General features: G+C 68.8%; 26 protein-coding genes, 1 tRNA gene and 1 pseudogene. 12 read left to right on the top strand and 16 right to left on the bottom strand.

Annotated features, from left to right (window positions below; translation table 11 throughout):
* Window positions 1-127: 127 nt before the first annotated feature.
* From BN1193_RS07185 to BN1193_RS07175, 3 genes are read right to left on the bottom strand one after another with little or no spacing between them, the layout of a single operon-like run.
* Window positions 128-502: a hypothetical protein gene (locus tag BN1193_RS07185; protein ID WP_052460533.1), complete on the bottom strand. Its 375-nt coding sequence runs from the start codon at window positions 500-502 to the stop codon at window positions 128-130.
* Window positions 499-999, bottom strand: coding sequence for a hypothetical protein (locus BN1193_RS07180; protein WP_040165118.1), 501 nt, complete (start codon window positions 997-999; stop codon window positions 499-501). Before BN1193_RS07180 ends, BN1193_RS07185 begins: the two co-directional genes overlap by 4 nt.
* A 5-nt stretch (window positions 1,000-1,004) precedes the next feature.
* A complete protein-coding gene (locus tag BN1193_RS07175; RefSeq protein WP_052460532.1) occupies window positions 1,005-1,730 on the bottom strand; it encodes a copper homeostasis protein CutC in 726 nt (241 codons plus the stop codon).
* A gap of 69 nt (window positions 1,731-1,799) precedes the next feature.
* Between BN1193_RS07175 and BN1193_RS07170 the strand changes: the two genes are divergently transcribed.
* Window positions 1,800-2,153 carry a hypothetical protein gene (locus BN1193_RS07170; RefSeq protein WP_040165116.1) on the top strand — a complete coding sequence of 118 codons (354 nt, stop codon included), beginning with the start codon at window positions 1,800-1,802 and terminating at the stop codon, window positions 2,151-2,153.
* On the opposite strand, the gene BN1193_RS07165 is transcribed toward BN1193_RS07170, so the two are convergent.
* Window positions 2,121-2,432, bottom strand: a complete 312-nt coding sequence (locus BN1193_RS07165) for an ArsR/SmtB family transcription factor (RefSeq protein WP_040165114.1) — start codon at window positions 2,430-2,432, stop codon at window positions 2,121-2,123. The two genes, BN1193_RS07170 and BN1193_RS07165, sit on opposite strands and share 33 nt — an antisense overlap.
* A gap of 69 nt (window positions 2,433-2,501) precedes the next feature.
* Between BN1193_RS07165 and BN1193_RS07160 the strand changes: the two genes are divergently transcribed.
* Window positions 2,502-3,230, top strand: a complete 729-nt coding sequence (locus BN1193_RS07160; RefSeq protein WP_040165112.1) for an NADPH-dependent F420 reductase — start codon at window positions 2,502-2,504, stop codon at window positions 3,228-3,230.
* A 15-nt stretch (window positions 3,231-3,245) separates the two neighbouring features.
* Here BN1193_RS07160 and BN1193_RS07155 read toward each other — a convergent pair whose 3' ends face one another.
* From BN1193_RS07155 to BN1193_RS07130, 6 genes are all read right to left on the bottom strand, one after another.
* Window positions 3,246-3,779 carry a GNAT family N-acetyltransferase gene (locus tag BN1193_RS07155; protein ID WP_052460531.1) on the bottom strand — a complete coding sequence of 178 codons (534 nt, stop codon included), beginning with the start codon at window positions 3,777-3,779 and terminating at the stop codon, window positions 3,246-3,248.
* A gap of 75 nt (window positions 3,780-3,854) precedes the next feature.
* A complete protein-coding gene (gene ilvC, locus BN1193_RS07150) occupies window positions 3,855-4,880 on the bottom strand; it encodes a ketol-acid reductoisomerase (RefSeq protein ID WP_040165653.1) in 1,026 nt (341 codons plus the stop codon).
* Between the two features lie 29 nt (window positions 4,881-4,909).
* On the bottom strand, window positions 4,910-5,419 hold the full coding sequence (ilvN, locus tag BN1193_RS07145; protein WP_040165110.1) for an acetolactate synthase small subunit: 510 nt from the start codon (window positions 5,417-5,419) through the stop codon (window positions 4,910-4,912).
* Between the two features lie 2 nt (window positions 5,420-5,421).
* Complete coding sequence (locus BN1193_RS07140; protein WP_040165109.1) at window positions 5,422-7,224, bottom strand: acetolactate synthase large subunit; 1,803 nt, start codon at window positions 7,222-7,224, stop codon at window positions 5,422-5,424.
* 389 nt (window positions 7,225-7,613) lie between these two features.
* Window positions 7,614-8,396, bottom strand: coding sequence for a trehalose-phosphatase (gene otsB, locus BN1193_RS07135; protein ID WP_040165108.1), 783 nt, complete (start codon window positions 8,394-8,396; stop codon window positions 7,614-7,616).
* Complete coding sequence (locus tag BN1193_RS07130; RefSeq protein ID WP_040165106.1) at window positions 8,393-9,841, bottom strand: alpha,alpha-trehalose-phosphate synthase (UDP-forming); 1,449 nt, start codon at window positions 9,839-9,841, stop codon at window positions 8,393-8,395. Before BN1193_RS07130 ends, otsB begins: the two co-directional genes overlap by 4 nt.
* A 72-nt stretch (window positions 9,842-9,913) precedes the next feature.
* Here BN1193_RS07130 and BN1193_RS07125 point away from each other — a divergent pair, with 72 nt between their 5' ends.
* Complete coding sequence (locus BN1193_RS07125; protein WP_040165651.1) at window positions 9,914-10,153, top strand: hypothetical protein; 240 nt, start codon at window positions 9,914-9,916, stop codon at window positions 10,151-10,153.
* Window positions 10,154-10,201: 48 nt separating this feature from the next.
* Here the strand turns inward: BN1193_RS07125 and BN1193_RS07120 are convergent, their stop codons facing one another.
* From BN1193_RS07120 to BN1193_RS07110, 3 genes are read right to left on the bottom strand one after another with little or no spacing between them, the layout of a single operon-like run.
* Window positions 10,202-11,386 carry an acetyl-CoA C-acetyltransferase gene (locus tag BN1193_RS07120; protein ID WP_040165104.1) on the bottom strand — a complete coding sequence of 395 codons (1,185 nt, stop codon included), beginning with the start codon at window positions 11,384-11,386 and terminating at the stop codon, window positions 10,202-10,204.
* On the bottom strand, window positions 11,383-12,081 hold the full coding sequence (locus BN1193_RS07115) for a CoA transferase subunit B (RefSeq protein WP_040165102.1): 699 nt from the start codon (window positions 12,079-12,081) through the stop codon (window positions 11,383-11,385). The genes BN1193_RS07120 and BN1193_RS07115 overlap by 4 nt, the downstream gene beginning before the upstream one ends.
* 1 nt (window position 12,082) lies before the next feature.
* Window positions 12,083-12,853, bottom strand: a complete 771-nt coding sequence (locus BN1193_RS07110) for a CoA transferase subunit A (RefSeq protein ID WP_040165101.1) — start codon at window positions 12,851-12,853, stop codon at window positions 12,083-12,085.
* Between the two features lie 107 nt (window positions 12,854-12,960).
* Here BN1193_RS07110 and BN1193_RS07105 point away from each other — a divergent pair, with 107 nt between their 5' ends.
* On the top strand, window positions 12,961-13,746 hold the full coding sequence (locus BN1193_RS07105) for an IclR family transcriptional regulator (RefSeq protein ID WP_040165099.1): 786 nt from the start codon (window positions 12,961-12,963) through the stop codon (window positions 13,744-13,746).
* Between the two features lie 529 nt (window positions 13,747-14,275).
* Here BN1193_RS07105 and BN1193_RS07100 read toward each other — a convergent pair.
* On the bottom strand, window positions 14,276-15,667 hold the full coding sequence (locus BN1193_RS07100; RefSeq protein WP_040165097.1) for an HNH endonuclease signature motif containing protein: 1,392 nt from the start codon (window positions 15,665-15,667) through the stop codon (window positions 14,276-14,278).
* Window positions 15,668-16,212: 545 nt separating this feature from the next.
* Between BN1193_RS07100 and BN1193_RS07095 the strand changes: the two genes are divergently transcribed.
* The 4 genes from BN1193_RS07095 to BN1193_RS07080 all read left to right on the top strand — a co-directional run bounded on the left by BN1193_RS07095 (window position 16,213) and on the right by BN1193_RS07080 (window position 19,069).
* Complete coding sequence (locus BN1193_RS07095; protein ID WP_040165095.1) at window positions 16,213-16,698, top strand: DUF6328 family protein; 486 nt, start codon at window positions 16,213-16,215, stop codon at window positions 16,696-16,698.
* Window positions 16,699-16,784: 86 nt separating this feature from the next.
* Entirely contained in the window at window positions 16,785-17,255 is a 471-nt protein-coding gene (locus BN1193_RS07090) for a pyridoxamine 5'-phosphate oxidase family protein (protein ID WP_040165094.1), read from the top strand.
* A gap of 159 nt (window positions 17,256-17,414) precedes the next feature.
* Window positions 17,415-17,846 (top strand): MarR family winged helix-turn-helix transcriptional regulator, encoded by a 432-nt coding sequence (locus BN1193_RS07085; RefSeq protein WP_040165093.1) that lies wholly within the window; start codon window positions 17,415-17,417, stop codon window positions 17,844-17,846.
* Window positions 17,843-19,069 (top strand): MFS transporter, encoded by a 1,227-nt coding sequence (locus BN1193_RS07080; protein ID WP_040165091.1) that lies wholly within the window; start codon window positions 17,843-17,845, stop codon window positions 19,067-19,069. The genes BN1193_RS07085 and BN1193_RS07080 overlap by 4 nt, the downstream gene beginning before the upstream one ends.
* A 63-nt stretch (window positions 19,070-19,132) precedes the next feature.
* On the opposite strand, the gene BN1193_RS07075 is transcribed toward BN1193_RS07080, so the two are convergent.
* Entirely contained in the window at window positions 19,133-20,131 is a 999-nt protein-coding gene (locus BN1193_RS07075; RefSeq protein WP_268259556.1) for a G5 domain-containing protein, read from the bottom strand.
* Between the two features lie 267 nt (window positions 20,132-20,398).
* Here BN1193_RS07075 and BN1193_RS07070 point away from each other — a divergent pair.
* Window positions 20,399-21,327, top strand: a pseudogene (locus BN1193_RS07070) (phosphodiester glycosidase family protein).
* A 4-nt stretch (window positions 21,328-21,331) separates the two neighbouring features.
* Entirely contained in the window at window positions 21,332-22,456 is a 1,125-nt protein-coding gene (locus BN1193_RS07065) for a bifunctional glycosyltransferase family 2/GtrA family protein (protein ID WP_040165090.1), read from the top strand.
* Window positions 22,457-22,548: 92 nt separating this feature from the next.
* Here BN1193_RS07065 and BN1193_RS07060 read toward each other — a convergent pair.
* Window positions 22,549-22,624: transfer RNA gene (locus tag BN1193_RS07060), tRNA-Lys, on the bottom strand.
* Between the two features lie 119 nt (window positions 22,625-22,743).
* Between BN1193_RS07060 and BN1193_RS07055 the strand changes: the two genes are divergently transcribed.
* Both BN1193_RS07055 and BN1193_RS07050 read left to right on the top strand, forming a co-directional pair.
* A complete protein-coding gene (locus tag BN1193_RS07055; protein ID WP_040165089.1) occupies window positions 22,744-23,550 on the top strand; it encodes an inositol monophosphatase family protein in 807 nt (268 codons plus the stop codon).
* On the top strand, window positions 23,550-24,128 hold the full coding sequence (locus BN1193_RS07050; protein ID WP_040165088.1) for a DUF3558 domain-containing protein: 579 nt from the start codon (window positions 23,550-23,552) through the stop codon (window positions 24,126-24,128). The genes BN1193_RS07055 and BN1193_RS07050 overlap by 1 nt, the downstream gene beginning before the upstream one ends.
* Window positions 24,129-24,149 lie beyond the last annotated feature (21 nt).

Here is a 24,149-nt window from a genome sequence, read left to right as displayed (position 1 = left end):
ATCCTTCGTAGCGGTTTTTCGCGGGAGTCAGGCCGATGCGCCGCACGCCGTCGGGGGGCGCGATCGGAGCCAGCCTACCGCGCCGGGTCGGGTGCTCCTGACCATGTTGCGCTGTGCGGCGGTCGTCTCAGGCGGCGACGAGAGAGGACTGCGCGGCGACCTGGAACATCACCACGTCCAGCCAGAACACGGCGACGAGGCCCAGCCCGGCCAGGAAGATCAAGGCCTGCCGCCAGACCCACATCCGCCGGCCGATCACGATGGCCGCGAGGTAGATCAGCACCGGGAAGGCCACGGGGAGGAGCATCACGACCACACCGAGACCGGTCAACCCGCTGCCCTGAGCGGACGAGGCCGCGATGAAGATGAACAGCGCGAGCCAGATCGCATAGGCGTACAGCAAGCCGAACACGGCGGCGACGGTCCACCGCAACCACGATCCGGCACCGGACGTGCGCGGCTTGTCATGCTCGGACGGGACGCCCGCGACGGTCTCGCTCACTGCGTTCCTCCCAACAGGGCGCTCTGCCAGTTCACGAGCATCGGCCACGGAATCAGCAGCACCGCGCCGGCGATCAGCCAGGCGAACCGGACCCAGGTGCGCGAGTGCAGGGTCAGCGTGAACACCACGGCGTACCAGATGATCGGGGCGACGATCGCCGCCCACTTCACGATGGTGAAGGTGACCTGGCCGTACAGCAGCGCGTCGCCCACGATCGCCAGGCGGTTGCCCGCCACGAACCAGCCGACCGCGTAGAGCAGGTAAACGCCGGCGAGCACGCCGATGCCCAGCAGTGCACCGTTCCCCGCGGGGGTCGGTACCGCGCTGAGCCCGTCACCGGGACGTGTCTCGGCGCGTGGAACCTCATCGCCCACGGTCTCCACGGACTCCGCGCCCTTCCCCACGGCACGCCAGCCGCGCGGCAGTTCGGGTTCCTTCTCATCGCCCGCCCAGCTCAGGGCGTCGTCCTCAGCCGAGGAATCGGAGCCGCGTGTCATGGGGCTCAGTCTAGCCGCGCGGCCGCGACCGCCGCGGCGACCACGGCGGGGTCCACGACGTCATGACCGGCGACACCGCCGCCGGGCCCAGCCGGGGCATCCGCACCGGCCGTGGTGCGCGCGGAAAGATGCACGGCCTGGACTCCGGTCCCCACGAGCGCCGGAATCGCGGCGATGGTGACGCCACCGCCGGCCATGATCTCCAGACGGCCGGCGGCTTCCGCGACCATGCGCGCGAGAGTCGCGACGCCTTCGCCGCTCGCTGCCGCTCCCCCGCTGCTCAGCACCCGGTCAACACCGAGATCGACGAGGTCGGAGACGGACCGGGCCGGGTCGGGCAGCACGTCGATCGCGCGGTGGAACACCAGCGTGGCGTCGCCGCACGCGTCGCGCCACCGCTGCACGGCGCGAGCGTCCGGCCGGCCGTCCGCGGTGAGCGCGCCGACCACGAATGCCCCGACGCCGATCGCCGCGGCGGCGCGGATGTCGGCTGCCACGACGGCCACCTCGTCATCGTCATAGATGAATCCGCCTCCGCGCGGGCGGACCAGCATCGCGATCCGCTCCGGACCGATCGCGTCCGCCGTCGCGGTGATCAGACCGATCGAGGGCGTGAGGCCGCCCACCGCGAGGGCCTGGCAGAGCTCGACGCGATCGGCACCCCCGGCGATGGCACGGCGGGCGTCCGCCGCGCTCTGCGCGACGATCTCGATCTGCGGAGGGAGGCTCATCCGTTCAGTCAAGCACGCTGATCCGCCCCACCCCTGGAACCGGCCGTGTGGACCTGGGACACTGGGGCCATGTCTCTCGAACTGGTCATCCGGTGGGAGGACGGTCAGACCGGCTCCCTGGAACACGGCGAAATGCTGATCGCGCACCTCGAGGAGATCGACGTCGCCGCCGAGTCCGCGGGTCTTCGAACGCTGGCGTCCTACGCTGACGATCGGGACATCCCGGACGACTTCGACGGTGACCCGGAGGAGCTGGCGGAGCTGCTCGGGCCGAACCCGATCTGGCACACTCCGGCGGAAGCGTCGGACCAGCTCAAGCAGCTCTCCGAACACGCATCGGGTTCCGCCGCGGACGGACTCCGCGAGCTCGCCACCGTGCTGCGTCGCGACTCACGCGCCTTCCAGCTCGACGTCCTGATGTGAGCCGAGGACGGCGTCCAGGAGCCCGGGATACGAGGCATCCAGGTCAGCGCGGCGAAGCTCATTGAGCACCCGTCCAGCGACGCGCTGCGACCCGATCACGCCGGCATCGCGCAGCACCCGGAAATGGTGGCTCCGCGTGCTCTTGACGACGGTGAGACCGAAGTCCCCGCACGCGATGGGCGCCGTCGCGGAAGCGAGCTGCCGCACGATCTCCAACCGCACCGGATCGGCGAGCGCGTGCAGGACGGCCGTGACCTCGTGTGCGTCCGTGCTCGCCATGAGCCCACCTTAGGCGATGCCGCAGCCGCGGTAGTTCGACGTTCATCGAACTCGTGATAGCGTGCCGCCATGACGAGGATCGGAATCATCGGCGCCGGGAACATCGGCGAGACCGTGGCACGCCTGGCCTTGGCCGCCGGGTACGAGGTCGTGCTGAGCAACAGCCGCGGCCCAGGGTCTCTCGCCTCTCTCATCGCGAACCTGGGTCCGCGTGCGGCGGCCGGAACGCCGGCGGACGCCGCGACCGCGGACGTCGTCGTGCTCGCGATCCCGCTGGGCGCGATCCCCTCACTTCCGGCCGATCTCCTGGCGGGGCGGATCGTCGTGGACGCCGGCAACCACTATCCGGACCGCGACGGCGCCATCGTGGCGTTGAGTGCGCCGGGGGCGACGACCTCCGGGCTCGTCTCCGACCACTTCCTCGGCGCGCGGGTCGTGAAGGGGCTGAACAGCATCGTCTGGGCGCACCTGCGCGACCTCGCCCGTGCGCCGGGCTCACCGGAGCGATCCGCTCTCCCGCTGGCCACGGACGACGCTGCGGCCGGTGCCGAGGTCGTCCGTTTCCTGGACGACCTCGGTTACGATGCGTTCGTCTACGGCACGCTCGCGGACAGCTGGCGCACCGAGCGGGATCGTCCCGCCTACTGCCTGCCCTACGCCGCAGACCCGGAGGTCATGCGAAGTCGCCAGGCGGGAGAGGCCGTGCCGCCCGGGGCTCCGGCCTCGACGGAGCGCGTACGTGCCGCGGTCGCCGCGGCGGTTCGGGACGACGCGGTGACGCCGGCCGACCGATCCTGAGCGCCGCGCGGACCGTCAGGGACGGGAGGAGTCCCAGTCCGCACGCAGCAGGCCCATCACGATGATGTCCTCGTAGCTCCCCCGCACCCAGGCGTGCTCGCGACGGCGACCCTCCGTGACGAACCCGCACTTCTCGTACGAGCGGATCGCGGCGGCGTTGGATGCGAGGACCTGCAGGTGCACGCGCCGCAGATTGTCCCGGACGAAGGCGAACTCGATCAGCTGGCGCAGCGCCGCGGTGCCGATGCCGCGTCCCCGTGCCGCGGGAGACAGCGCGATCCCCACCTCCGCATGGCGGGCCAGCAGGTCGATGTCGAACAGCGACACGCTGCCGACGGCGTCCCCATCCAGGTCGACCACGAACTGGACCGGGGCATCGGGTCCCTCCGCTCCCGCCGCGAGCCGCGCCAGGTAGGCCTCGCGCGTCAGCGGTGCCGGCGGACGCGGACTGCGCTGCTCCCAGTCATCCAGATCACTCGCGATGCGGTACAGCACGTCCGCGTCGGCGTCCGTCCGTGTCCGCAGAGTCACTCGCTCGGTGTCGGCCATGTCGCGAGCCTACGCCGCACGCACAGACGACGACGGCGGGACCGGAGTACCGGTCCCGCCGTCGTGTGCGTCAGGTCAGCGTGCGGCCGAACCCTCGACGTAGTCGGAGTCCGCCTGCTTCCAAGCGAAGAGGGCGCGCAGCTCCTTGCCCGTCTTCTCGATCGGGTGCTCCTGCTCCTTGGCGCGCAGCTCGAGGAACTCGGGGGCGCCGGCGTCCTGGTCGTCGATGAAGCGCTTCGCGAAGGCACCCGACTGGATGTCCGCGAGGACGGCCTTCATGTTCTCCTTCACGCGCTCGTCCACGATGCGCGGGCCGGAGACGTAGTCACCGAACTCGGCCGTGTCGGAGATGGACCAGCGCTGCTTGGCGATGCCACCCTCCCACATCAGGTCGACGATGAGCTTCAGCTCGTGCAGCACCTCGAAGTAGGCGATCTGCGGCTGGTAGCCGGCCTCGGTCAGCGTCTCGAAACCTGCCTGCACCAGGTGGCTCATGCCGCCGCACAGGACGGCCTGCTCACCGAACAGGTCGGTCTCGGTCTCCTCGGTGAAGGTCGTCTTGATGACACCGGCACGGGTGCCACCGATTGCGCGAGCGTAGGACAGCGCGGTCGCCCAGGCGGTGCCGGTGGCGTCGTTCTCGACGGCGATGATGTCCGGGATACCGCGGCCCGCGACGAACTCGCGACGCACGGTGTGCCCCGGAGCCTTTGGCGCGACGAGGATCACGTCGACGTCCTTCGGAGCGTCGATGTAGCCGAAGCGCACGTTGAAGCCGTGCGCGAAGGCGAGGGTCTTGCCCGCGGTCAGGTTCGGCGCGATCGACTCGGCGTAGATGCCGCGCTGGTGCTGGTCCGGCGCGAGGATCATGATCAGGTCGGCCCACGCGGTCGCGTCGGCAACGTTCTTGACCTCGAAGCCCTCGTCGGTGGCCTTCTGGGTCGACTTGGAGCCGTCCTTGAGCGCGATGATGACCTCGACGCCCGAGTCACGCAGGTTCTGCGCGTGGGCGTGGCCCTGCGAGCCGTAGCCCACGATCGCGACCTTCTTGCTCTGGATGATCGAGAGGTCGGCGTCTGCGTCGTAGAAGATCTCAGTCACTTCGTGTTTCTCCTTGTTCGTGGTTCCGGTCACCCGCGGAGGACCCGCTCGGTGATGCTCTTGCCGCCGCGTCCGATGGCCAGCAGGCCGGACTGGGCGAGTTCCTTGACGCCGAAGGGCTCGAGTGCCCGCAGGAAGGCGTCGGTCTTGCCGGTGTCACCGGTGATCTCGACGACCACGGCATCGTGCGCGTAGTCCACCACCTGGGCACGGAAGAGATTGACGACCTCGAGGACATTCGAGCGCGTGCTGTTGTCGGCGCGCACCTTGATCAGCATGTGCTCGCGCTGCACGGAGGCGGAGTACTCCAGCTCGACGATCTTGATGACGTTGACGAGCTTGTTCAGCTGCTTGGTCACCTGCTCCAGCGGCTGGTTGTCGACGTCGACGACGACCGTGATGCGGGACAGCCCCGGCAGCTCGGTCACGCCCACGGCGAGGGATTCGATGTTGAAGCCGCGACGGGCGAACAACCCCGCCACGCGGGTCAGCAGACCGGGCTTGTCCTCGACCAGGAGGCTCAGCACATGAGTCGACATGGTCAGATCTCCTCGTCGAAGGCGGGCGCGTTCTCACGCGCGTACTGGATGAAGCTGTTGCTGACTCCCTGCGGCACCATCGGCCACACCATGGCGTCCTTGGACACGGTGAAATCGATCACGACCGGGCGGTCGTTGGTCTCCAGAGCGAGCTGGATCGCGGCGTCGATCTCCTCCTCCTTCTCCACTCGGATGCCCAAGCACCCGTAGGCCTCGGCGAGCTTCACGAAGTCCGGGATGCGCACGCTGCCGTGGCCCGTGTTCAGCTCGGTGTTCGAGTGACGTCCGTCGTAGAACAGCGTCTGCCACTGCTTGACCATGCCGAGCGAGGAGTTGTTGATGATCGCGACCTTGATCGGAATGTCGTTGATCGCGCAGGTGGCGAGTTCCTGATTGGTCATCTGGAAGCAGCCGTCGCCGTCGATCGCCCACACCACGCGGTCCGGCTCGGCGACCTTGGCGCCCATGGCGGCGGGGACCGAGTAGCCCATCGTGCCCGCACCACCGGAGTTCAGCCAGGAGTTGGGGCGCTCGTACTTGATGAACTGCGCCGCCCACATCTGGTGCTGGCCGACGCCTGCGGCGTACACGGCCTCCGGACCGGTGAGCTCACCGATGCGCTGGATGACGTGCTGCGGCGAGAGAAGCCCGTCGCTGGTCGCCTGGAAGCCGAGCGGGAACTCATCCCGCAGGCCGTCGAGGTAGGACCACCACTCGGTGAGATCGGTCTTGCGTCCGCCGGTCAGGCCCAGGTAGGCCGCGTCCAGGTCGATCAGCACGTCGCGCACATCACCGACGATGGGCACGTCCGCGGCACGGATCTTGCCGATCTCGGCCGGATCGATGTCGACGTGGACGACCTTCGCATCCGGCGCGAACAGCTCGGCCTTGCCGGTGACGCGGTCATCGAAGCGGGCGCCGAGCGCGATGATGAGGTCGGACTCCTGCAGGGCCAGCACGGCCGGAACGGTGCCGTGCATGCCCGGCATGCCCAGGTGCTGCGGGTGCGAGTCCGGGAACGCGCCACGGGCCATCAGGGTCGTGACGACCGGCGCACCGGTCGCTTCGGCGAGCGCCTTCAGCTCCGCCGCCGCGGCGGCGCGGATCACCCCGCCGCCGACGTACAGCACGGGCTTGCGTGCCTCCGCCAGGAGGCTCGCGGCCGCCTGGATCTGCTTGCCGTGCGCCTTGGTCACCGGGCGGTAGCCGGGCAGGTCGATCTTCGGCGGCCAGATGAAGGGCGCGTCGGCCTGCTGGGCGTCCTTGGTGATGTCCACCAGGACAGGGCCCGGACGACCGGTCGAGGCGATCTCGTAGGCCGCGGCCAGGGCACCGGGGATTTCTGCGGCGTCGCGCACGAGGAAGGAGTGCTTGGTGATCGGCATCGTGATGCCGACGATGTCGGCCTCCTGGAACGCGTCCGTCCCCATCAGCGTGGAGAAGACCTGGCCGGTGATCGCGACGATCGGGACGGAGTCCATGTAGGCGTCCGCGATCGCCGTGACGAGGTTGGTCGCGCCGGGGCCGGAGGTCGCGATCGCGACGCCGGTCCGTCCGGACGCGGACGCATAGCCCTCGGCGGCGTGACCGCCGCCCTGTTCGTGGCGAACCAGGATGTGACGGATCTTGGACGCGTCCATCAGCGGGTCGTACACCGGAAGGATCGCACCGCCGGGAAGGCCGAAGACGTCGGTCACCCCGAGGAGCTCAAGGGAACGGACGACCGCTTCCGCGCCCGTGAGCACGGGCGCGGTGGCGGTGCGGGCTGGTGGCCGGGGAACGGCCGATCCGGATGCGTCGGTCATGCTGGCAGTCCTTGCGTTTCGTGTGCGGATGAGGTGCGTGAGGCGTCACGGCGGAACGGCCGCCGTCGGGGCGGGCGCACGCGCTGTGCCTGTGCGCCACGGGTGGAGCGCGGAGAGATCGGCGTGCGCTCAGATGGCACGCCCGGCTCTGATCCGGGGACGAGTGACCCTCGGAATCGAGCCGCGATATCGACCCGTTTCAGATCACCATCGCTGACGGAACCGGAATATGCGTTCTCGCCTGCTCTGCCGCCGATCCGTCGTGCGGTTGTGCCGACGACGATTCGAACGTTCGTCAATCGTAGTACACGCGGCGGGGTGCTCCCGACCACGTCCGGGACGCACCACAGGCGCGTCGCGGACGACGAGGCGGCGGGCATGAATCGAGTCTAAGCCGCCGCGCGGACCCGGATCGACGCGATCACGTTCAGCAGTGAGGCGAGCTCCTCGGGGTCCGCGACGCGCAGGGTGGCCGACGTCGCTCCCTCCCCCACGCGGACTCCGAGATCCCCGTTCGAGAGGGAGGCCAGCGCGTCCTCGTCCGTGGCGTCATCGCCGGCGAAGAGCACGGCCGTCGCGCCGGTGAGCTCCCGCAGGTACGCGACGGCGTCGTCCTTGCCCTCGTCCCGCCACGCGTACTCGCGGACGTCATGACCCGCGCGGCGGCGCCAATCCGGTGCGGCCGCCATGACGTCCGCGACTCGGCTCTGCGCGAGTTCTGTGACATCGGGGGCGGCGAGGCGGGTGTGCAGTGCGAAGCCGTACGTCTTGCTCTCGATGCGCGCACCCGGCAACCCCGCGACGGCGGCCGTCGCGGCCCGTTCCACCTCCGCCGCGTCAGCCGGGCGTATCGCCGCGTCCGCCGGCGTCTGATCGGCGAGGGCCACCGGCAGCATGTACTCCGCCCCGTGCGACCCGGCGAGCAGGATCGGCGAGACGGGAGGCCGTTCACTGATGATGGCGAGGTCGCGCAGGGCACGGCCCGAGACGAACGCCACATAGGTGTCGTCCGTATGCGCGAGCTCGTTCACGACCCGCGCGGCGGCGGGGATGGCGCGGACGGCCATCGGGTCATCGTCGAGATGCGACACCGTGCCGTCGAAGTCGAGTGCGACCAGGAGGGTCGGTGTGGTGGCGAGCGCCCGGACGGCGTCGATGATGTGCGCGGTCATTCAGCCGCACCGCCACGCGCGTCATTCAGAGCCGCCAGGAACGACGCTGACCAGGCCCGCACGTCGTGCGTGAGCACCGTGCGACGCATCGCCGTCATGCGGCGGCGCTGTTCCTCCTCCGGCATCCGGACGGCCGTCATGATCGCGTCCTTCATACCGTCGATGTCGTGCGGGTTGACCCGCACGGACGAGGTCAGTTCGTCCGCCGAACCGGCGAACTCGCTCAGCACGAGCACGCCGCGATCGTCGATGCGCGTGGCGACGTACTCCTTCGCGACGAGGTTCATGCCGTCTCGCAGGGCGGTGACGAGCATCACGTCCGCGGCGAGGTAGAGCGCCACCATCTCCTCGCGCGGGTAGGAGTGGTGCAGGTAGCGGATCGCGGTGTGATCGAGCGTGTCGAACGCACCGTTCACGCGCCCGACGGTCAGCTCGATCTCGTCACGCAGTTGCATGTAGGCGTCCACGCGTTCCCGGCTGGGGCTGGCCACGGTGACGAGGGTCGCGTCACCCACGCTCAATCGCCCCTCCTCGAGAAGTTCACCGAAGGCCTTCAGACGGTGGCGGATGCCCTTGGTGTAGTCCAGGCGGTCCACGCCGAGCAGGATCGTCTGCGGGTCACCGAGGCTGGCGCGGATCTCCGCAGCGCGTGCCTGGACATCGGCCCGCTGGGCCAGTTCGACGTAGACGGACGCGTCGATGGAGATCGGGAAGGACTTCGCGAGCACGCGCCGCGACGGCTCGCTCGGGTGGTCGCGGTCGGGGTGCTTCTCCTCGTGACTGCGGACGAGGATGGTGGACCCCTTCGATTCGAAGTGGAACACCCGACGCACCGCACGGCGGAAGTTTCCTGCGTCCGCCTCGCGCTGGAAGCCGATCACGTCCGCGCCGAGCAGGCCACGCAGGATCTGGCGGCGCCAGGGCAGCTGGGAGTACAGCCCGTAAGCGGGGAACGGAATGTGGTGGAAGTAGCCGATGGTCACGTCCGGGCGCAGCTTGCGCACCATGGCCGGAACGAGTTGCAGTTGGTAGTCGTGCACCCAGACCGTGCCGTCCGGTGCGACTGCGGCGGCGGCGGCCTCCGCGAAGCGGCGGTTGACGCGCTGATACGCCTCCCACCAGACGCGGCGGTACCGCGGCGGTGAGATGACGTCGTGGTAGAGCGGCCAGAGCGTGTCATTGGACATGCCCTCGTAGTAGAGCTCCACCTCCTCCTCCGTGAGGGTGATCGGTACGAGGTGGATGCCGTCGGCGTCGAAGGGCTCGAGTTCCAGGTCGGGTTGTCCGGCCCATCCGACCCACGCACCGTCGACCTGCTGCATGATCGGCTCGAGCGCGGCGACGAGGCCGCCCGGTGAGGTGCGCCACGCGGCTTCACCGGTGGCGTCGATCACGCGGTCCACGGGGAGACGATTCGCGACGACGACGAGTTCTGCTTGCGGCACGGGAGCTCCTGTCACGAACGGCGCATGCGCCGTTCGTTCCAGGCTAGCCTCATCCGCGATAGCGTGGGCGGCATGCGCAGATACCTCTTCGGAACCGGCATCATCGGCGTCGTGACGACCGGGGTCACTCTTCTCAAGAGCATGCGCGAGCAGGAATTCACCTGGCGCACGGCGATCGCCTGGCTGTCCTGGGGGCTCTCCCTCGCCCTCGCGATCGGCACCATCAACGAGGTGCGCCGGGTCCGGCAGGGCGTGGTCGTCGAGCACGACGAGCTGGCGCCGGAGAAGAAGCTGCTCAAGAAGCTCCGCTGACGAGAACGCGAAGGGCGGTCCGGAATCCGGACCGCCCTTCGCGTTGGCTCACCGACGCAGGATGAGGGCTTCGCCCTGTCCACCGCCGCCGCACAGGGCCACGCCCGCGACGCCGTGTCCGCGACGCACCAGTTCGTGCGCGGCGTGGACGACCAGACGCGCACCGCTGGCGCCGATCGGGTGACCGATGGCGATGCCGCCGCCGTGGATGTTCACGACGTCCTCGGACACCCCGAGCTCGCGCTGCGACGCCGCCACGACCGCACCGAAGGCCTCGTTGATCTCGACCAGGTCGAGATCCGATGCGGCGATGCCGTCCTTCTCCAGCGCTCGGTTGAGGGCGTCGGCGGGCTGGAGCTGCAGGGAGTTGTCCGGCCCTGCGGTCTGCCCGTTGGCACCCACGGCGGCCAGCACCGCCCACCCCTTCTCGGCGGCGTGTGCTCGGGTGGTCAGCACGACGGCGGAGGCGCCGTCGGAGATCTGCGACGCGTTGCCGGCCGTGATGGACCCGCCCTCGGCGAACGCGGCGCGCAGGCGCCCGAGCGACTCGAGCGTGGTGTCCGGGCGCACGCCCTCGTCACGGCTGACGATCACGGGCTCGCCCTTGCGCTGAGGCACCTCGATCGTGACGATCTCGTCATCGAAGACGCCGGCCTCGGCGGCGGCCGCGGCGCGCTGGTGGGAGCGCGCGGCAACGCCGTCCTGGTCCTCGCGGGACACCCCGTAGCGCGGGTTGTGGCGCTCCGTCGAGGCCCCCATGCTCTCCGCGTCGTACGCGTCGGTCAGGCCGTCGACGGCCATGTGGTCCAGGACCTCGACGCTGCCGTACTGCCAGCCGTCACGCGAGCCCATCAGCAGGTGCGGCGCGCGCGTCATCGACTCCATGCCGCCGGCGACCACGACGGTCGCATCCCCGGCGGCGATCATGCGCTGCGCGTCGATGATCGCGGTGAGACCGGACAGGCACACCTTGTTCACGGACGACGCCGGCACGTCCCAGCCGATTCCGGCGCCGATGGCCGCCTGGCGGGCCGGGTTCTGCCCGGACCCGGCGGGCAGAACCTGCCCCATGATGACGGCGTCGACGGCGTCCGCCGGGATGCCGCCCTTCTCGAGCGCACCGCGGATCGCGAATGCCCCCAACTGCGGCGCGGTGAAGGCGGCGAGCTGGCCCTTCAGGCGGCCCTGCGGAGTGCGGGCGGCGGCGACGATGACGACATCGGCGTCGGTCATGATTGTTCTTCCTCTTCGTTCGATTCGTTGGCGTCCGGCTGCGCGTCGGCATCCTTCAGCGCGTCGGAGATGATGAGTTCGGGCTCGGTGGCGGCGATGACGTCCGCGACGCTGACATCCGGGGCGGTCTCGACCAGGACGAGTCCGTCGGCGGTCACATCGATCACGGCGAGGTCCGTAATGATCCGGTGCACCACGCCGCGACCGGTCAGTGGCAACGAGCACTCGTTGACGATCTTCGCGGAGCCGTCCTTGGCGACGTGCTCCATCAGAATGATCACCCGGTCGGCGCCGTGGACGAGGTCCATCGCCCCGCCCGGACCCTTGACCATCTTTCCGGGGATCATCCAGTTGGCGAGGTCACCGCCGGCGGAGACCTGCATGGCGCCGAGAATGGCGGCGTCGATCTTGCCGCCGCGGATCATGCCGAAGCTCTGCGCGGAGTCGAAGAAGCTGGCGCCGGGCAGGACCGTGACGGTCTCCTTGCCGGCATTGACGAGGTCCGGATCGACGGCGTCATCGGAGGGGTAGGGACCGACGCCGAGGATGCCGTTCTCGGACTGCAGGACGACGGTGACGCCGTCCGGGACGAAGTTCGGCACCAGGGTCGGCAGGCCGATGCCGAGGTTGACGTACGCGCCGTCCCCGAGCTCCTGCGCGGCGCGCGCGGCCATCTCGTCACGTGTGCGTGCCATCTCAGTTGCCTCCTCGGACGGTGCGCTTCTCGATGCGCTTCTCGATGCCCTCGCCGACCTCGACGATGCGGTGAACGAAGATTCCCGGCAGGTGCACGGCGTCGGGGTCGATCTCGCCGGGTTCGACGAGGTGCTCGACCTGGGCGATGCAGATGCGGCCGGCCATCGCGGCGAGCGGGTTGAAGTTGCGGGCGGCCTTGTTGAACACGAGGTTGCCGTGGCGGTCTCCGACCATGGCGTGCACGAGGGCGAAGTCCGTCGTGATGGCCTCTTCGAGCACGAAGTCGCGGTCCTCGCCGTCGACGGAGAACGTGCGGACGTCCTTCGCGGGTGAGGCGACGGCGATGCCGCCGGAACCGTCGTACTTGCGCGGCAGACCGCCCTCGGCGACCTGCGTGCCGACGCCGGTCTGCGTGTAGAAGGCGGCGATGCCGCTGCCGCCGGCTCGGAGCTTCTCGGCGAGCGTGCCCTGCGGGGTGAGTTCGAGTTCGAGCTCACCGGAGAGGAACTGTCGTTCGAACTCCTTGTTCTCCCCGACGTAGGAGGAGGTCATCTTCCGGATGCGCTTCGCGTTCAGCAGGACGCCGAGACCCCAGTCGTCGACGCCGCAGTTGTTGGACACGACGCTGAGGTCGGTCGTGCCCTGTGCGAGCAGTGCCTCGATCAGCTGGATGGGGTTGCCGCTCAGTCCGAATCCGCCGACGGCCAGGCTGGCTCCGTCCGCGATGTCGGCGATCGCCTCCGCGGCGCTGCTGACCTGTTTGTCGATCACGGATCACTCCTTCGTCGTGTCGTTGCTGGTACCACTCTGCGCCCCGCGATCGCCGCGCGAGGAATCGGCACTGCGATATGGCGATTCTTGGCACTAGTGTCCACATTATGAACAGTACCCGCACCGTCCCGGGCACGCAGGCTGTGGCGCGCGCGGCCGCCCTCCTTCGCCTGGTGACGGCGGCGGGGACGGACGGAGTCGGCGTCGCTGAACTTGCCCACCGCGCGGAGCTGACCCGGTCGACCGCGCATCGGCTGCTGTCCGCGCTTCGGGCCGAAGGACTGGTCGACCGGAACGACGCCGACGGTCGGTGGCTTCCGGGGCCGGAGCTGTATCTCATGGGGACGGTCGCGGCCGCGCGGTACGACGTGACCGAGCTGGCGCGCGGGATCGTTCGGTCGCTGGCGGCGCGGACCGAGGAGAGCGCGTTCCTGTCCGTCCGGCGCGGAGACGAGACGGTGTGCCTGGTCCGCGAGGACGGAAGCTTCCCGATCCGTTCGTTCGTGCTCAGCGAGGGCGTCCGCTTCCCGCTCGGAGTCGCGTCGGCCGGGCTGGCGATGCTGGCGTTCCTTCCCGATGGGGAGATCGACGCGTATCTCGCCCGACACCCCGACTTGGCCGGCGCCCATGGCGAGTCGCACGGGGAGGCCGCGCTGCGGACGCGGGTGCGGGAGACGCGGGATCGCGGGTTCGCAGTGAATCCGGGATTGATCGTGCACGGCAGTTTCGGTCTCGGCGCCGCGGTGTTCAACGCCACGGGACGTCCGGAGTGGGCGCTCAGCCTCACGGGTGTGGAGTTCCGCTTCGGACCGGACCGGCTCCCTATGCTCGGCCGCACGCTCCTCGCCCACGCTCACCAGCTCTCCGGGATGCTCGCGGCGTCCGGCCGGTGACCCGTCCCATCGCCGGCCATCTGGGTCGCTGAGCGAACGCCGGTGAGGCGAAGGGGCGCTCCGCGTGCGGCTGAGGTTCGCGTCGCGTGTCCCCGTGGTGTCGCCGTCGCGGGTGTTGAGCGGGCGCCCTCTCGACGAAACGTGATTCCGTGGGTGACGGAGGCTCTCGTGTCGCGTTCCAGCGTTGTCGCGTTCTTTTCGCTTAATACGACACGGGTTGTCGGGGTAATTCGGTTCGTTTGTCGGCGCGCGGATTTCGGGTTGGTTGGGTCGGGTGCGCTCGGGATGCGGTGGGTGCGTTGCGTTCGGCGCTGTGGGGTCCGGCGGGGTTGGGTTTTCGGCTTAAGACCGTCCGTCACGGATCCGCTCACGTCGCCGGCTCGCGTCCTCGGGTCGGCCATCCGATCATCGGTCGCCGCCAAATCACCGGTTGTCTTCGCGGTCGCGATCCCGTGGCCGGTCGTCCCCGTGGTCGCCAACATCACATCTTGGGTGGCAGACGTGATCCGGGCGGAGTTCTCCCCACGCATCACGCACCCCGCTTCGGCAGTCCCGCGGCCCGTGGGCCGGTCGAATGCCAGGTCTTCGTGGGGTCGATCCAGTCGGGTGGACGGACTTCGGGGACTCCCTCTGTCATCCGGATGTCCCAGCCCATTCGGTCGATGAATCGGTGGTGGTGCCAGCAGATCAGCACCCCGTTATCGACGTCGGTCTCACCTCCTTGCGCCCACCCGGTGACGTGGTGGATTTCACACCATCGGGCCGGGGTGTGGCATCCCGGGATGACACAGGACCGGTCGCGGTGGCTGATCGCACGCCGCTGGTCGGTGTTGAAGACGCGCTTGTCGATGGTGAGCTTGACGATCCGTCCGTTGGCGGCGGTGGTGAGGTGTTGGATGGTGCCACAGCAGCCGACGTGCTTGGCGGCGGCGAACGGGACGGGAACATCCGTGCCGGTGGCGTCGGCCCCGGGGATCGTGGCCCATCCTTCACCGGCCCGCACAGTGTCTTCGGTCGCGTGGATGACGAGCACCGGTGCGCCGCCACCGTTCGTCGGCATGTCCGGTGCGTTGGGGACGGCGGCGAGGATGGCGCCGAGGGCGTCATGGTTGCGTTGCGCCATGCTCCGCACATCCGCGTTCCCCTCGGCTTCGTCGGAGGGGCGGAATCTCACGCCCGCGGGTTGGCCGTGGGGGTTGTTGATCGAATCCAACAGCACTGAGAGTGCCCCAGCGACATCGGGGACGAGTTGACCGGTGATCGGCACGAGCCCGTTCCGCTTGACTCCGAGCCTCAGGGCCCGACCCCGGAACGCCTTCTCTTCTTCGTCGTCGGCGCCGGTGATATCGAGGTCGGTGGCGAGCCGGAGGGAGAGGCCGCGGAGGGTGTCGCACATCACCGGCGCACCGGCCGTCGTGGTCATCGCGGCGAGAACCTCATCAACCTCTGCGAGATCGGCCGCGTCGACGCGGTCCTTGATCTCCCGCAGGGGCCGGGTCGCGGCCTCCAGGCCGTCCGCCCCGATGGCACCGGTGGTGAGTGCCTCACGGAGGGCGGGGAACTCCGCCGGCTTCTCCTCACCAGAGGACAGCACCCGGGCGGGCTTGATCGTCGCGGCCAACCGGCTCCATCGCTTGACGGTGGTGGGGGCGGCACCGGTGGTGCGCTGCATCACTTCGTTCGCGGAGCGGCAGTCGGAGGAAACGTCGAAGCGCTCCGCCGTGGCGGAGCGCTTCTCGATGACACCGGTGCCGATCACGAGGGTGGCTTCGACCTGCCGGTACAGGTCTCCGACCCCGATCATGAACCCGAGAACGTCGTCCCGGTCGGCGGTGTCGAGGGTGCCGGAGGCGAGGATGGAGCGGAGGTCGGCGACGGCGTGAGCCATCGTTTCCCGGGTCCGTTCCATCGTGTTGTTCATAACCCATATTTTACGACGGGCCTCCGACATTGGACGTCGAATATCCCAGGCTGTGGATTGATTTCGGCCTGTGGAGATGAGGTTTCTCTCACCCCCGACCCCTGCACCCATCTCACGACACTTCGTCTCGCTCATGCTCGCCCGAGCGACCGGGTTTGAGGCCCCATCTGAGGACGTGAGCCGATCTTTGAACGTCCCCATCCACCGATCCGTCTTAAGCGAAAGAACGCGACCCGAGGAAAACGCAGGACGCCCCACCAACGCAAGCGCCGCACCTCTCGCGCCGGCCCCTGAGAACCACGCAACGCGACCCGGCGCGCCGAACGCAGCCATTCACTGATCCGTCTTAAGCGAAAGAACGCGACCCGACGAAAACGCAGGACGCCGCCCCAACGCAAGCGCAGCACCTCTCGCGCCGCCCCCTCAGAACCACGGAACGGAACCCGACCTCCGAACCCCGATGAGTCACAATTCCGAGATGCCCGCCGTCCGGCACCCGATACGCCCCACTCCCCTAGGCTGGCCGCAATTCGAAGGAGACCCGGATGACCGAGGACACCCACCCTCCGCTCCTCCCCGAGCGCGATGAATCGCCGGCGCAGCGCGCGGACCGGAACTGGATCGACATCCTGCAGGAGTTGCGTGCGACGCAGGCGGGGACGCAGATCATGACGGGCTTCCTCCTGGCCGTGGCCTTCCAGCCGGCGTTCGACAAGCTGGATGACCTCGAACGGACCGTATACCTGTGTCTGGTGTCGCTGTCCGCGGCGGCAACACTGCTCGGCATAGCGCCCGTGCTCGTCCACCGCCGATTGTTCCGACACGGCGAGAAGGAGCGGATCGTCCGTCTCGGCAACCGCATCCTCATGATCCTGCTCGGCGTCGTCACCGTCATCGCATCCGGCGTCTGCTGCCTGATCTTCGACGTGGTGGTCGGGCGGACGGCCGGAATCATCGCACTGTGCGTGACGGCCGTCGTCGCGATCGCGGGCTGGGTGCTGATCCGCGTCACCGTGAAACGACCACGCTGACGCGGCCGCGATGGGGGTGTCAGACGGGTCGGATCGAGCGTACTGTCGGCCCCGACACCGCACGCCAGCGACAAAAAGGGGAACTCATGTCTGACGCCACCGACACCACCGCCGAGTTGCTCAAGCGCATGAAGAGTCAGCGCTTCGTCATGCTCACCACCATTGACGAGGATGGGGCACTGATCAGCCGACCCATGACCGTGCAGGAATTCGATGACTGGACCTTCGCCTTCATCGCCCAGGACGACGACGCCACCGTGCAGCAGTCCGACGGACGTGAAGTCAACCTGTCCGTCATGGACGGCGGGAATTACATCTCGATCTCCGGTCGCGGAAGCGTGAGTCGCAGCGTCGCAGAGAAGAAGGAGCTCTGGGGCCGCCTGAACGAGGCGTACGCCGGCGACGCGGAAGACCCCGACAACGTCATCCTTCGCGTCGACGCCCACCAGGGTGCGTACTGGAGCGCGGGCAACCCCGTGGCGCAGATGATCGGTCTCGCCAAGGCCGCAATCACGGGTGACGCGCCGGACGGCGAGCACGGCGCCACGGAGATCTGACTCCGACCGGTCGGCGCGTCGCTCTGGGACGGAGCGAGCCACGTCGGCGAGAACCTGATATCACGGCCCGGTCGCTCCACGATGCCTCACGCACGCCCGAATCGGCCCATCGCACATCAATGCATACCAACGGTATATATCCTTGGTATACTCATCGTTGTGAGATCAACCAGTGACATCGTGCGGATCGTGTCAGCAGCGTCCGCGCTCGGCCGCATCGCCGCCGTGGGGACCCGGAATGAGACGCCCGCTGCGCAGTGGCGCACGCTCACGATTCTCGGCGGCGGAGCCCAGCGACTCGGCGAACTCGCGCGCCTCAGTCGGGTGACCCAACCCGGCATGACGCGCCTGATCGGGACCATGGTCGCGGACGGCCTCGTCGCCCGCACACCCGACCCCGCGGATTCCCGCGCCACCGTGATCTCCACCACCGAAGCGGGCGCACAAGCGCTCGAGGCCTGGAAGGCGCAGCTGAACGAGGCCCTCCAGCCCTACTTCGCCGACCTGCCGGAGGAGGATTGGGCCGTGCTCACGCGCGCCGCCGAGATCCTCTCCGCCGCAACCGTTCAAACCGAGGAGCACGATCAATGAGTTCAGAATCCCAGCCGTCCCTGTGGCGGCAGCCGATGCAGGTGTGGGCGGTCGCGTTCGCGTCCGTCGTGGCGTTCATGGGTATCGGACTGGTGGACCCGATCCTGCCCGCCATCGCGAACAGCCTGCAGGCGACACCTGTTCAGACGGAGCTCCTCTTCACCAGCTACCTCGTCGTGACCGGACTGGCGATGTTCTTCACCAGCTGGGTGTCCTCCCGCCTCGGCGCCAAGAAGACTCTGCTGATCGGACTCGCCGTCATCGTGGCGTTCGCCCTGGCCTGCGCGCTCAGCACCTCCGTTGACGCCGTGATCGGCTTCCGCGGCGGCTGGGGTCTCGGCAACGCCCTGTTCATCTCCACCGCCCTCGCCACGATCGTCGGCGCCGCCGCCGGCGGCAGCGAGGCGGCGATCATGCTCTACGAGGCCGCTCTGGGCATCGGCATCGCCGTCGGTCCGCTGCTCGGTGGACTGCTCGGCACGTGGAGCTGGCGCGGCCCGTTCTTCGGCGTCGCGATCCTGATGGCGGTCGCCTTCGTCGCGATCACCGTGCTGCTCAAGGGCGGCGACCGGCATCCGCATCCGGTGAAGCTGTCCGCACCGTTCCGTGCCCTGGCTGACCCGGCCCTGGGACGTCTGGCCGCCGCCGCCGTGTTCTACAACATCGGCTTCTTCACCCTCCTCGCCTTCTCGCCGTTCATCCTCGGGTTCGCCGAGATGGGCATCGGCTTGACCTTCTTCGGCTGGGGTCTGGGTCTTGCGATCACGAGCGTCTGGGTGGCCCCGATGCTGCTGCGCCGATTCAAGCGCAGCACCGTGCTGATCTGGATGTTCGTCCTCCTCGCCCTCGACCTCATCGCGGCCGGTCTGGTCGTGGCCAGCCCCGCCGCGGTCGTGGTCGCGATCATCGTCGGCGGCTTGGTCCTCGGCGTGATCAACACGACGCTCACCGAGGCGGTCATGGAGGCGACGGACCTCCCCCGCTCCGTAGCCTCGTCGTCCTACTCCGCCGTTCGGTTCCTCGGCGGTGCGATCGCACCGCCGCTGGCCGCCGCCCTGTGGCACGCCTTCAACGCATCCATCCCGTTCTGGGTCGGAGCGCTGTCCGTCCTCATCGCCGTCGTGATCATCCTGACGGGACGCCGCCACCTCTTCCGCATCGATCAGCGAGGTGTTGACGAGCTCGAAGAAGTCGAGGCCGTCTTCGTCGGCGACGCGAACTGACGCGGAAATGACGGGACCGGGAGCAATCGCTCCCGGTCCCGTCATTCCTGTACGCGGCGCAGATCAGTTGCACGCGTACCCGTCGCCGTCGCGATCGAGGCCGTAGATGTCCTCCCCCACGACGCGCGCCACGCCGTCGAAGTACGCCGGACCGTTCCCGTTCCCACCCGCGCAGTCCACATCGGACGCGATGGGCACGCAGGCATCCGCGTAGTTGGAGTCGCAGTTCGAGACCAGGGGAACCGGAGCCGCGGCCACTTCTTCGTAAGTCCCGACCGTCGTCTGCTGGGCCACCGGTTGCACCGTCACCACGTCGGAGACGAGTTCCCGGGCAGTCTCGACACCGTCAACCGTCGTCACCCGATACGTGAGGGTGCGCTCGCCGGCGACGCCGGCGACGGACACCCACGACTCGCCTCGCGCGACGGAGGCATCCTCGACGGTGGTCTCGGCGAAGGCCACCGGCTCCGTCACCGTCTCCTCGCGCACGATCGTGACGGGCGTCGACGTGCGTTCCGGGGCCGCGCTCGCCGAGGGCGACGCGGCAGATTGCGTCGCCACCAGCGCACGTACGTCCCCGGATCCGGCCTCCGAATCAGTCGGAGCGCGGTGCACCGCCGACATCGATCCGCTTGCGAGCAGCACGACAGCCGCTGCTCCCGCGACGCGTATCGCCGCGCCGCGTGACCGGAACCGGAGCCAGGTGCGTGTTCCGCTCGCTGCTCCCACGATCGCCGTCACCAGCACCGCGGCCGCACCCACGGCCACGAGCGGAGCGAGCGCGAACAGGAGGGCGATGCCCACGAGGGCGATGACGATCCACAGCCACACCGGCACCCGCCCCCGGCGGACATCCGCATGCGCGCTCGGACCGGGGTCCGCCGTGGCCCGAGCCGACGGAACGAGGCGCGCCCGCCCCGCGTCCATGACCGGAGCCGGCAGCGGCTCATCCCACTGAATGCCGCCGCGCGACACACGGATCGTCCATCCGCGGCCATCCCACCATCGCACTCGCCCCGCATCCACGGGGTCCGCGTACCACCCAGGTTGTGCCGCCGCCATCATGTCTCCCTGTTCTGCGCGCGTCGGATGACCGCCTGCCGCGGTCTCGGCGATGCCCGGTTCGGGTGACGGGCAGCGCTGATGCTCACCGTAGCGGGCGGGACGCGCGGTGAGAAGCGGTGAGATTTCGCGCCGTCCCCGCCCTGGCGAATCGTGCCGGCTCATCGCTGAGCGGTTCGCAGGTGGGCCACAAGTAGCGGCGAGACCCGGCATAAGGGCGGCCGATATCCATGAAGCACTCCCCCCTTCCGCCCGCGCCGTCGGCGGATTCGAAACCTCACGATCGCCGGCTCGTTGGTCGTCGTCCTGTGCCTCGGCGGCGGTGCCGCCTGGGCCGCCGACCGCTACCTCGTCGAACACGTGCAGATTTCGGACGTGGCCGCCTACGAGGCCGCGAAGTCCACGGCCGAGCCGACGCCGCAGAGCACCACGTCCTCCGCCGCCACCGTCACGGCCGACAGCTACTCGCGCGACGGGACGACGGTCACCGTCACGAAGAAGACGACGGGGTCCGGTGACGACACCGTCACGGCCTACGTGGCCGATGTCGTCGTGACGGACGCGACGGAAGTCCGGTCCGCGTTCGCGAAGAACCAGTTCGGGGAGAACATCACCGAACGCACGAGCGCGATCGCTGCGGACAACGACGCCGTTCTGGCCATCAACGGCGACTACTACGGTTTCCGCTCCACCGGGATCGAGATCCGCAACGGTGTGGTCTACCGGGACGACGGCGCCCGACAGGGGCTGGCCTTCTACACGGACGGCCACGTCGCGGTCTACGACGAGACGACCACCTCCGCCGACGACCTCGTCGCGGACGGAGTCTGGAACACGCTGTCGTTCGGTCCCGCTCTCGTCGAGAACAGCACCGTCGTGAACGGGATCGACAGCGTCGAGGTGGACACGAACGTCGGCAACCACTCGATCCAGGGTGACCAGCCCCGTACGGCGGTCGGCGTCATCGACGCGAACCACTACACGTCTTCGTCGTCGTCGACGGGCGCGACCCGGGCTACAGCAAGGGCGCGACCCTGACCGAGCTCGCGCAGATGATGGTCGACCTCGGGGCCACCACCGCCTACAACATCGACGGGGGCGGATCCTCCACGATGTATTTCAACGGCGAGGTCGTCAACCGTCCGTCCAACGGCGGCGAACGCGGCACCAGCGACATCCTGTACGTGGCCGGGTGAGGACGTGATCGTGCTGATCCCGGCGTACGAACCCGGCGAACACCTCGTTCCCCTCGTCCGCGCCATGATCGAGCTGGCGCCGGAGGCGCACATCCTGGTCGTGGACGACGGCAGCGGCCCGGCGTACGGCGAGCGGTTCCGGCTCGCGACCGCGGCGGGCGCGGTGGTCCTCCGTCATGAGGTCAACCGCGGCAAGGGCGCTGCCTTGAAGACCGGGATCCGAGCGATCCTGGAGCGTTGGCCCGGCGAGGACGTCATCACCGCCGATGCCGACGGTCAGCACACTCCGCGCGACATCGCGCAGGTCGGCGCCGAGTTGGTCCACTCGCCCGCACCGCACCTCATTCTCGGCGCGCGCACGTTCGGTGGCGACGTCCCGCGGCGCAGTCGTTTCGGCAACGCCGTCTCCCGCCGGCTGTTCCAGCTGGCCGCCGGATGGCGCGCGACGGACACGCAGACCGGACTGCGGGGCATCCCGAGCGGGATGCTGCCGTGGCTGCTCGAGGTGCCGGGTGAGCGCTTCGAGTACGAGATCGCCGTGCTGCTCCGTCTGCACAGAGCCGGGTACGCAGCCCGGGAGATCCCGATCGAAACGGTGTACCTCAAGCAGAACGAGAGCAGCCACTTCCGGCCGATCATGGACTCCGCGCGCGTGCTGCTGCCGATGCTGCTCTTCGCGGGATCCTCCCTCCTCGCCTTCGCGCTGGACACGGTCGCGCTGCTCATCCTGCACGCGCTGACCAGTTCGCTGGTCGCGTCGATCGTGGGAGCCCGCGTGTTCAGCGCATCAGTGAACTTCGCGATCAACCGGAGGTTCGTCTTCCGCCGGCAGGGGCGCAGACGAGTCACCGGGCAGGCCCTGCGTTACGCCGGTCTCGCCGTTCTCCTGCTCGCGTCGAACACCGTCTGGATGAACGCCCTGACCGACCTCGGTCTCCCGCTCCTGCTTGCGAAAGCGATCACCGAATCCGTCCTCTTCGTCACGAGCTACAGCGCCCAGCAGCGGTTCGTCTTCCGCCGGGCCGGCGCACCGGACAGCGGCGCCTTGACGCCCGCCGTCGGGAGACCGGAGCCCCGCGCGAATCCGCCCGTACGAGCGCTGGACGCGAGCGCGGATCACCGCGGGTGACGTCGGCCGGCGACCCCCCCGTTTGGCCTATAAGCCCGTTTCGCGTCCCTCGAGGAACGAAAAAGGCCCGGTCAGATATGACCGGGCCTTCCTGGTGCACCCCCTGGGACTTGAACCCAGAACCCACTGATTAAGAGTCAGTTGCTCTGCCTATTGAGCTAGAGGTGCGTGGCTTCTCAGCCGCTTTCGTGCCTTGCGGCAACGAAGAATCACATTACCAGGGCTCCGGCCTCAAAGGGAAATCGAGAGCCCGCTCCACCGAAAAATGCCCGATAGTGTTGTGTGTCGTGACCGTCCCTCAGCACTCGCCCTTCGCCGCCGATCTGGAGCTGGCCCTCCGCCTCGCAGATGCCGCGGATGCCGTCGCGATGAGCCGCTTCGACTCGCCCGATCTCGATGTGCGAGCCAAGCCTGACGCCACCTTCGTCACGGACGCCGACCTCGCCACGGAGCGCGCGATCCGCGACCTGCTGGAGGCGGAGCGTCCGGAGGACGGCATCCTCGGAGAGGAGTTCGGCTCCAGCGAGGGTCGACGGCAGTGGATCATCGATCCGATCGACGGCACGCACAACTACCTTCGCGGCATCCCGATGTGGGGCGTGCTGATCGCCCTCGCCATCGACGGCGTCCCGCAGGTCGGCGTCGTGAGCCAGCCCGCTCTCGGCCGCCGCTGGTGGGCCGCCACGGGCGCCGGAGCGTGGACGAATGCGCCGTCCGGCCCGCGTCGCATCCGTGTCTCCGATGAAGCCGCCCTCGACCGGGCGAGCGCGAGCTTCCAGAGCATCCAGCAGTGGGATGAGGCCGGCCACCTCGACGCTCTGGTGCGTCTCAGCCGCACCGTCTGGCGCGACCGGGGCTACGGAGATGTCTGGCCGTACATGCTTCTCTCAGAGGGCCGCTTGGAATTCGTGGCAGAGTTCGATGTGAAGGAGTACGACATCGCCGCCGTGGTTCCCATCGTCACCGAAGCCGGGGGCCGGATGACGGACTACGACGGCATCGCGTCCATCTCCTCACGGTCGTCACTGGCGACCAACGGCGTCCTCCACGAGGACTTCCTGCGCCTGCTGCACGAGACGGAGACCGACCGCTGATGACCCACTTCCGCCGCATCGCGCTCGTCGGCGTGACCGTCGCTCTCACGGTCGCCCTCGCCGGCTGCACGTCCGGGGACGCCGGCCCGGCACCGGTCGCCACCACCTCGGCCGCACCGACGCCGGCGACGAAGACCACCGCCGCGCCGGAAGCCACCCCGACGGGCACCGCAGCGTCGCCGACCTGCGACACGCTCATCTCCGATTCCCTGGACGCCCAATTGCGTGAACAGGGGTGGACCTTCCAAGAGGCGCCGATGTACATCGACACCACTGAGGTCAAGGGCGGGCTGGTCTGCAACTGGGGCAACTACAGCGCACCGACCAACGACAACGTCCAGATGTGGGGATGGGCCACGATCGATTCCGCCACCGCCGCCACGCTCGAGAAGGCGCTCGAGGGGCAGCGGTGGGAGCGCATCGAGGGTGATCACGGCGAACTGTTCTACACGCAGCCCAAGGACACCATCACCATCAAGGACGAGGACGGGTACGGCATGACGTACCAGTTCGGTGACGGCTGGTTGAAGTTCGCCGACACCAAGCAGGGTCTCCTGCTGATCGCCTGGCCGCGCTGAGCACCGCGATCGACGTGAGGC

It is taken from the genome of Microbacterium gorillae (genome assembly GCF_000826185.2).
In the GTDB taxonomy this organism is placed as follows: Bacteria; Actinomycetota; Actinomycetes; order Actinomycetales; family Microbacteriaceae; genus Microbacterium; species Microbacterium gorillae.
Note: the sequence above shows the minus strand (reverse complement) of the source record. Positions and strands in the feature narration are given on the sequence as shown.

Excerpts from the sequence above, each read along its gene's own strand:
- BN1193_RS07180 (WP_040165118.1), bottom strand. The coding sequence starts at position 999 with ATGACACGCGGCTCCGATTCCTCGGCTGAGGACGACGCCCTGAGCTGG.
- BN1193_RS07175 (WP_052460532.1), bottom strand. The coding sequence starts at position 1,730 with ATGAGCCTCCCTCCGCAGATCGAGATCGTCGCGCAGAGCGCGGCGGAC.
- BN1193_RS07170 (WP_040165116.1), top strand. The coding sequence starts at position 1,800 with ATGTCTCTCGAACTGGTCATCCGGTGGGAGGACGGTCAGACCGGCTCC.
- BN1193_RS07165 (WP_040165114.1), bottom strand. The coding sequence starts at position 2,432 with ATGGCGAGCACGGACGCACACGAGGTCACGGCCGTCCTGCACGCGCTC.
- BN1193_RS07160 (WP_040165112.1), top strand. The coding sequence starts at position 2,502 with ATGACGAGGATCGGAATCATCGGCGCCGGGAACATCGGCGAGACCGTG.
- BN1193_RS07155 (WP_052460531.1), bottom strand. The coding sequence starts at position 3,779 with ATGGCCGACACCGAGCGAGTGACTCTGCGGACACGGACGGACGCCGAC.
- ilvN (WP_040165110.1), bottom strand. The coding sequence starts at position 5,419 with ATGTCGACTCATGTGCTGAGCCTCCTGGTCGAGGACAAGCCCGGTCTG.
- BN1193_RS07140 (WP_040165109.1), bottom strand. The coding sequence starts at position 7,224 with ATGACCGACGCATCCGGATCGGCCGTTCCCCGGCCACCAGCCCGCACC.
- otsB (WP_040165108.1), bottom strand. The coding sequence starts at position 8,396 with ATGACCGCGCACATCATCGACGCCGTCCGGGCGCTCGCCACCACACCG.
- BN1193_RS07125 (WP_040165651.1), top strand. The coding sequence starts at position 9,914 with ATGCGCAGATACCTCTTCGGAACCGGCATCATCGGCGTCGTGACGACC.
- BN1193_RS07120 (WP_040165104.1), bottom strand. The coding sequence starts at position 11,386 with ATGACCGACGCCGATGTCGTCATCGTCGCCGCCGCCCGCACTCCGCAG.
- BN1193_RS07115 (WP_040165102.1), bottom strand. The coding sequence starts at position 12,081 with ATGGCACGCACACGTGACGAGATGGCCGCGCGCGCCGCGCAGGAGCTC.
- BN1193_RS07105 (WP_040165099.1), top strand. The coding sequence starts at position 12,961 with ATGAACAGTACCCGCACCGTCCCGGGCACGCAGGCTGTGGCGCGCGCG.
- BN1193_RS07100 (WP_040165097.1), bottom strand. The coding sequence starts at position 15,667 with ATGAACAACACGATGGAACGGACCCGGGAAACGATGGCTCACGCCGTC.
- BN1193_RS07095 (WP_040165095.1), top strand. The coding sequence starts at position 16,213 with ATGACCGAGGACACCCACCCTCCGCTCCTCCCCGAGCGCGATGAATCG.
- BN1193_RS07090 (WP_040165094.1), top strand. The coding sequence starts at position 16,785 with ATGTCTGACGCCACCGACACCACCGCCGAGTTGCTCAAGCGCATGAAG.
- BN1193_RS07080 (WP_040165091.1), top strand. The coding sequence starts at position 17,843 with ATGAGTTCAGAATCCCAGCCGTCCCTGTGGCGGCAGCCGATGCAGGTG.
- BN1193_RS07075 (WP_268259556.1), bottom strand. The coding sequence starts at position 20,131 with ATGGCGGCGGCACAACCTGGGTGGTACGCGGACCCCGTGGATGCGGGG.
- BN1193_RS07050 (WP_040165088.1), top strand. The coding sequence starts at position 23,550 with ATGACCCACTTCCGCCGCATCGCGCTCGTCGGCGTGACCGTCGCTCTC.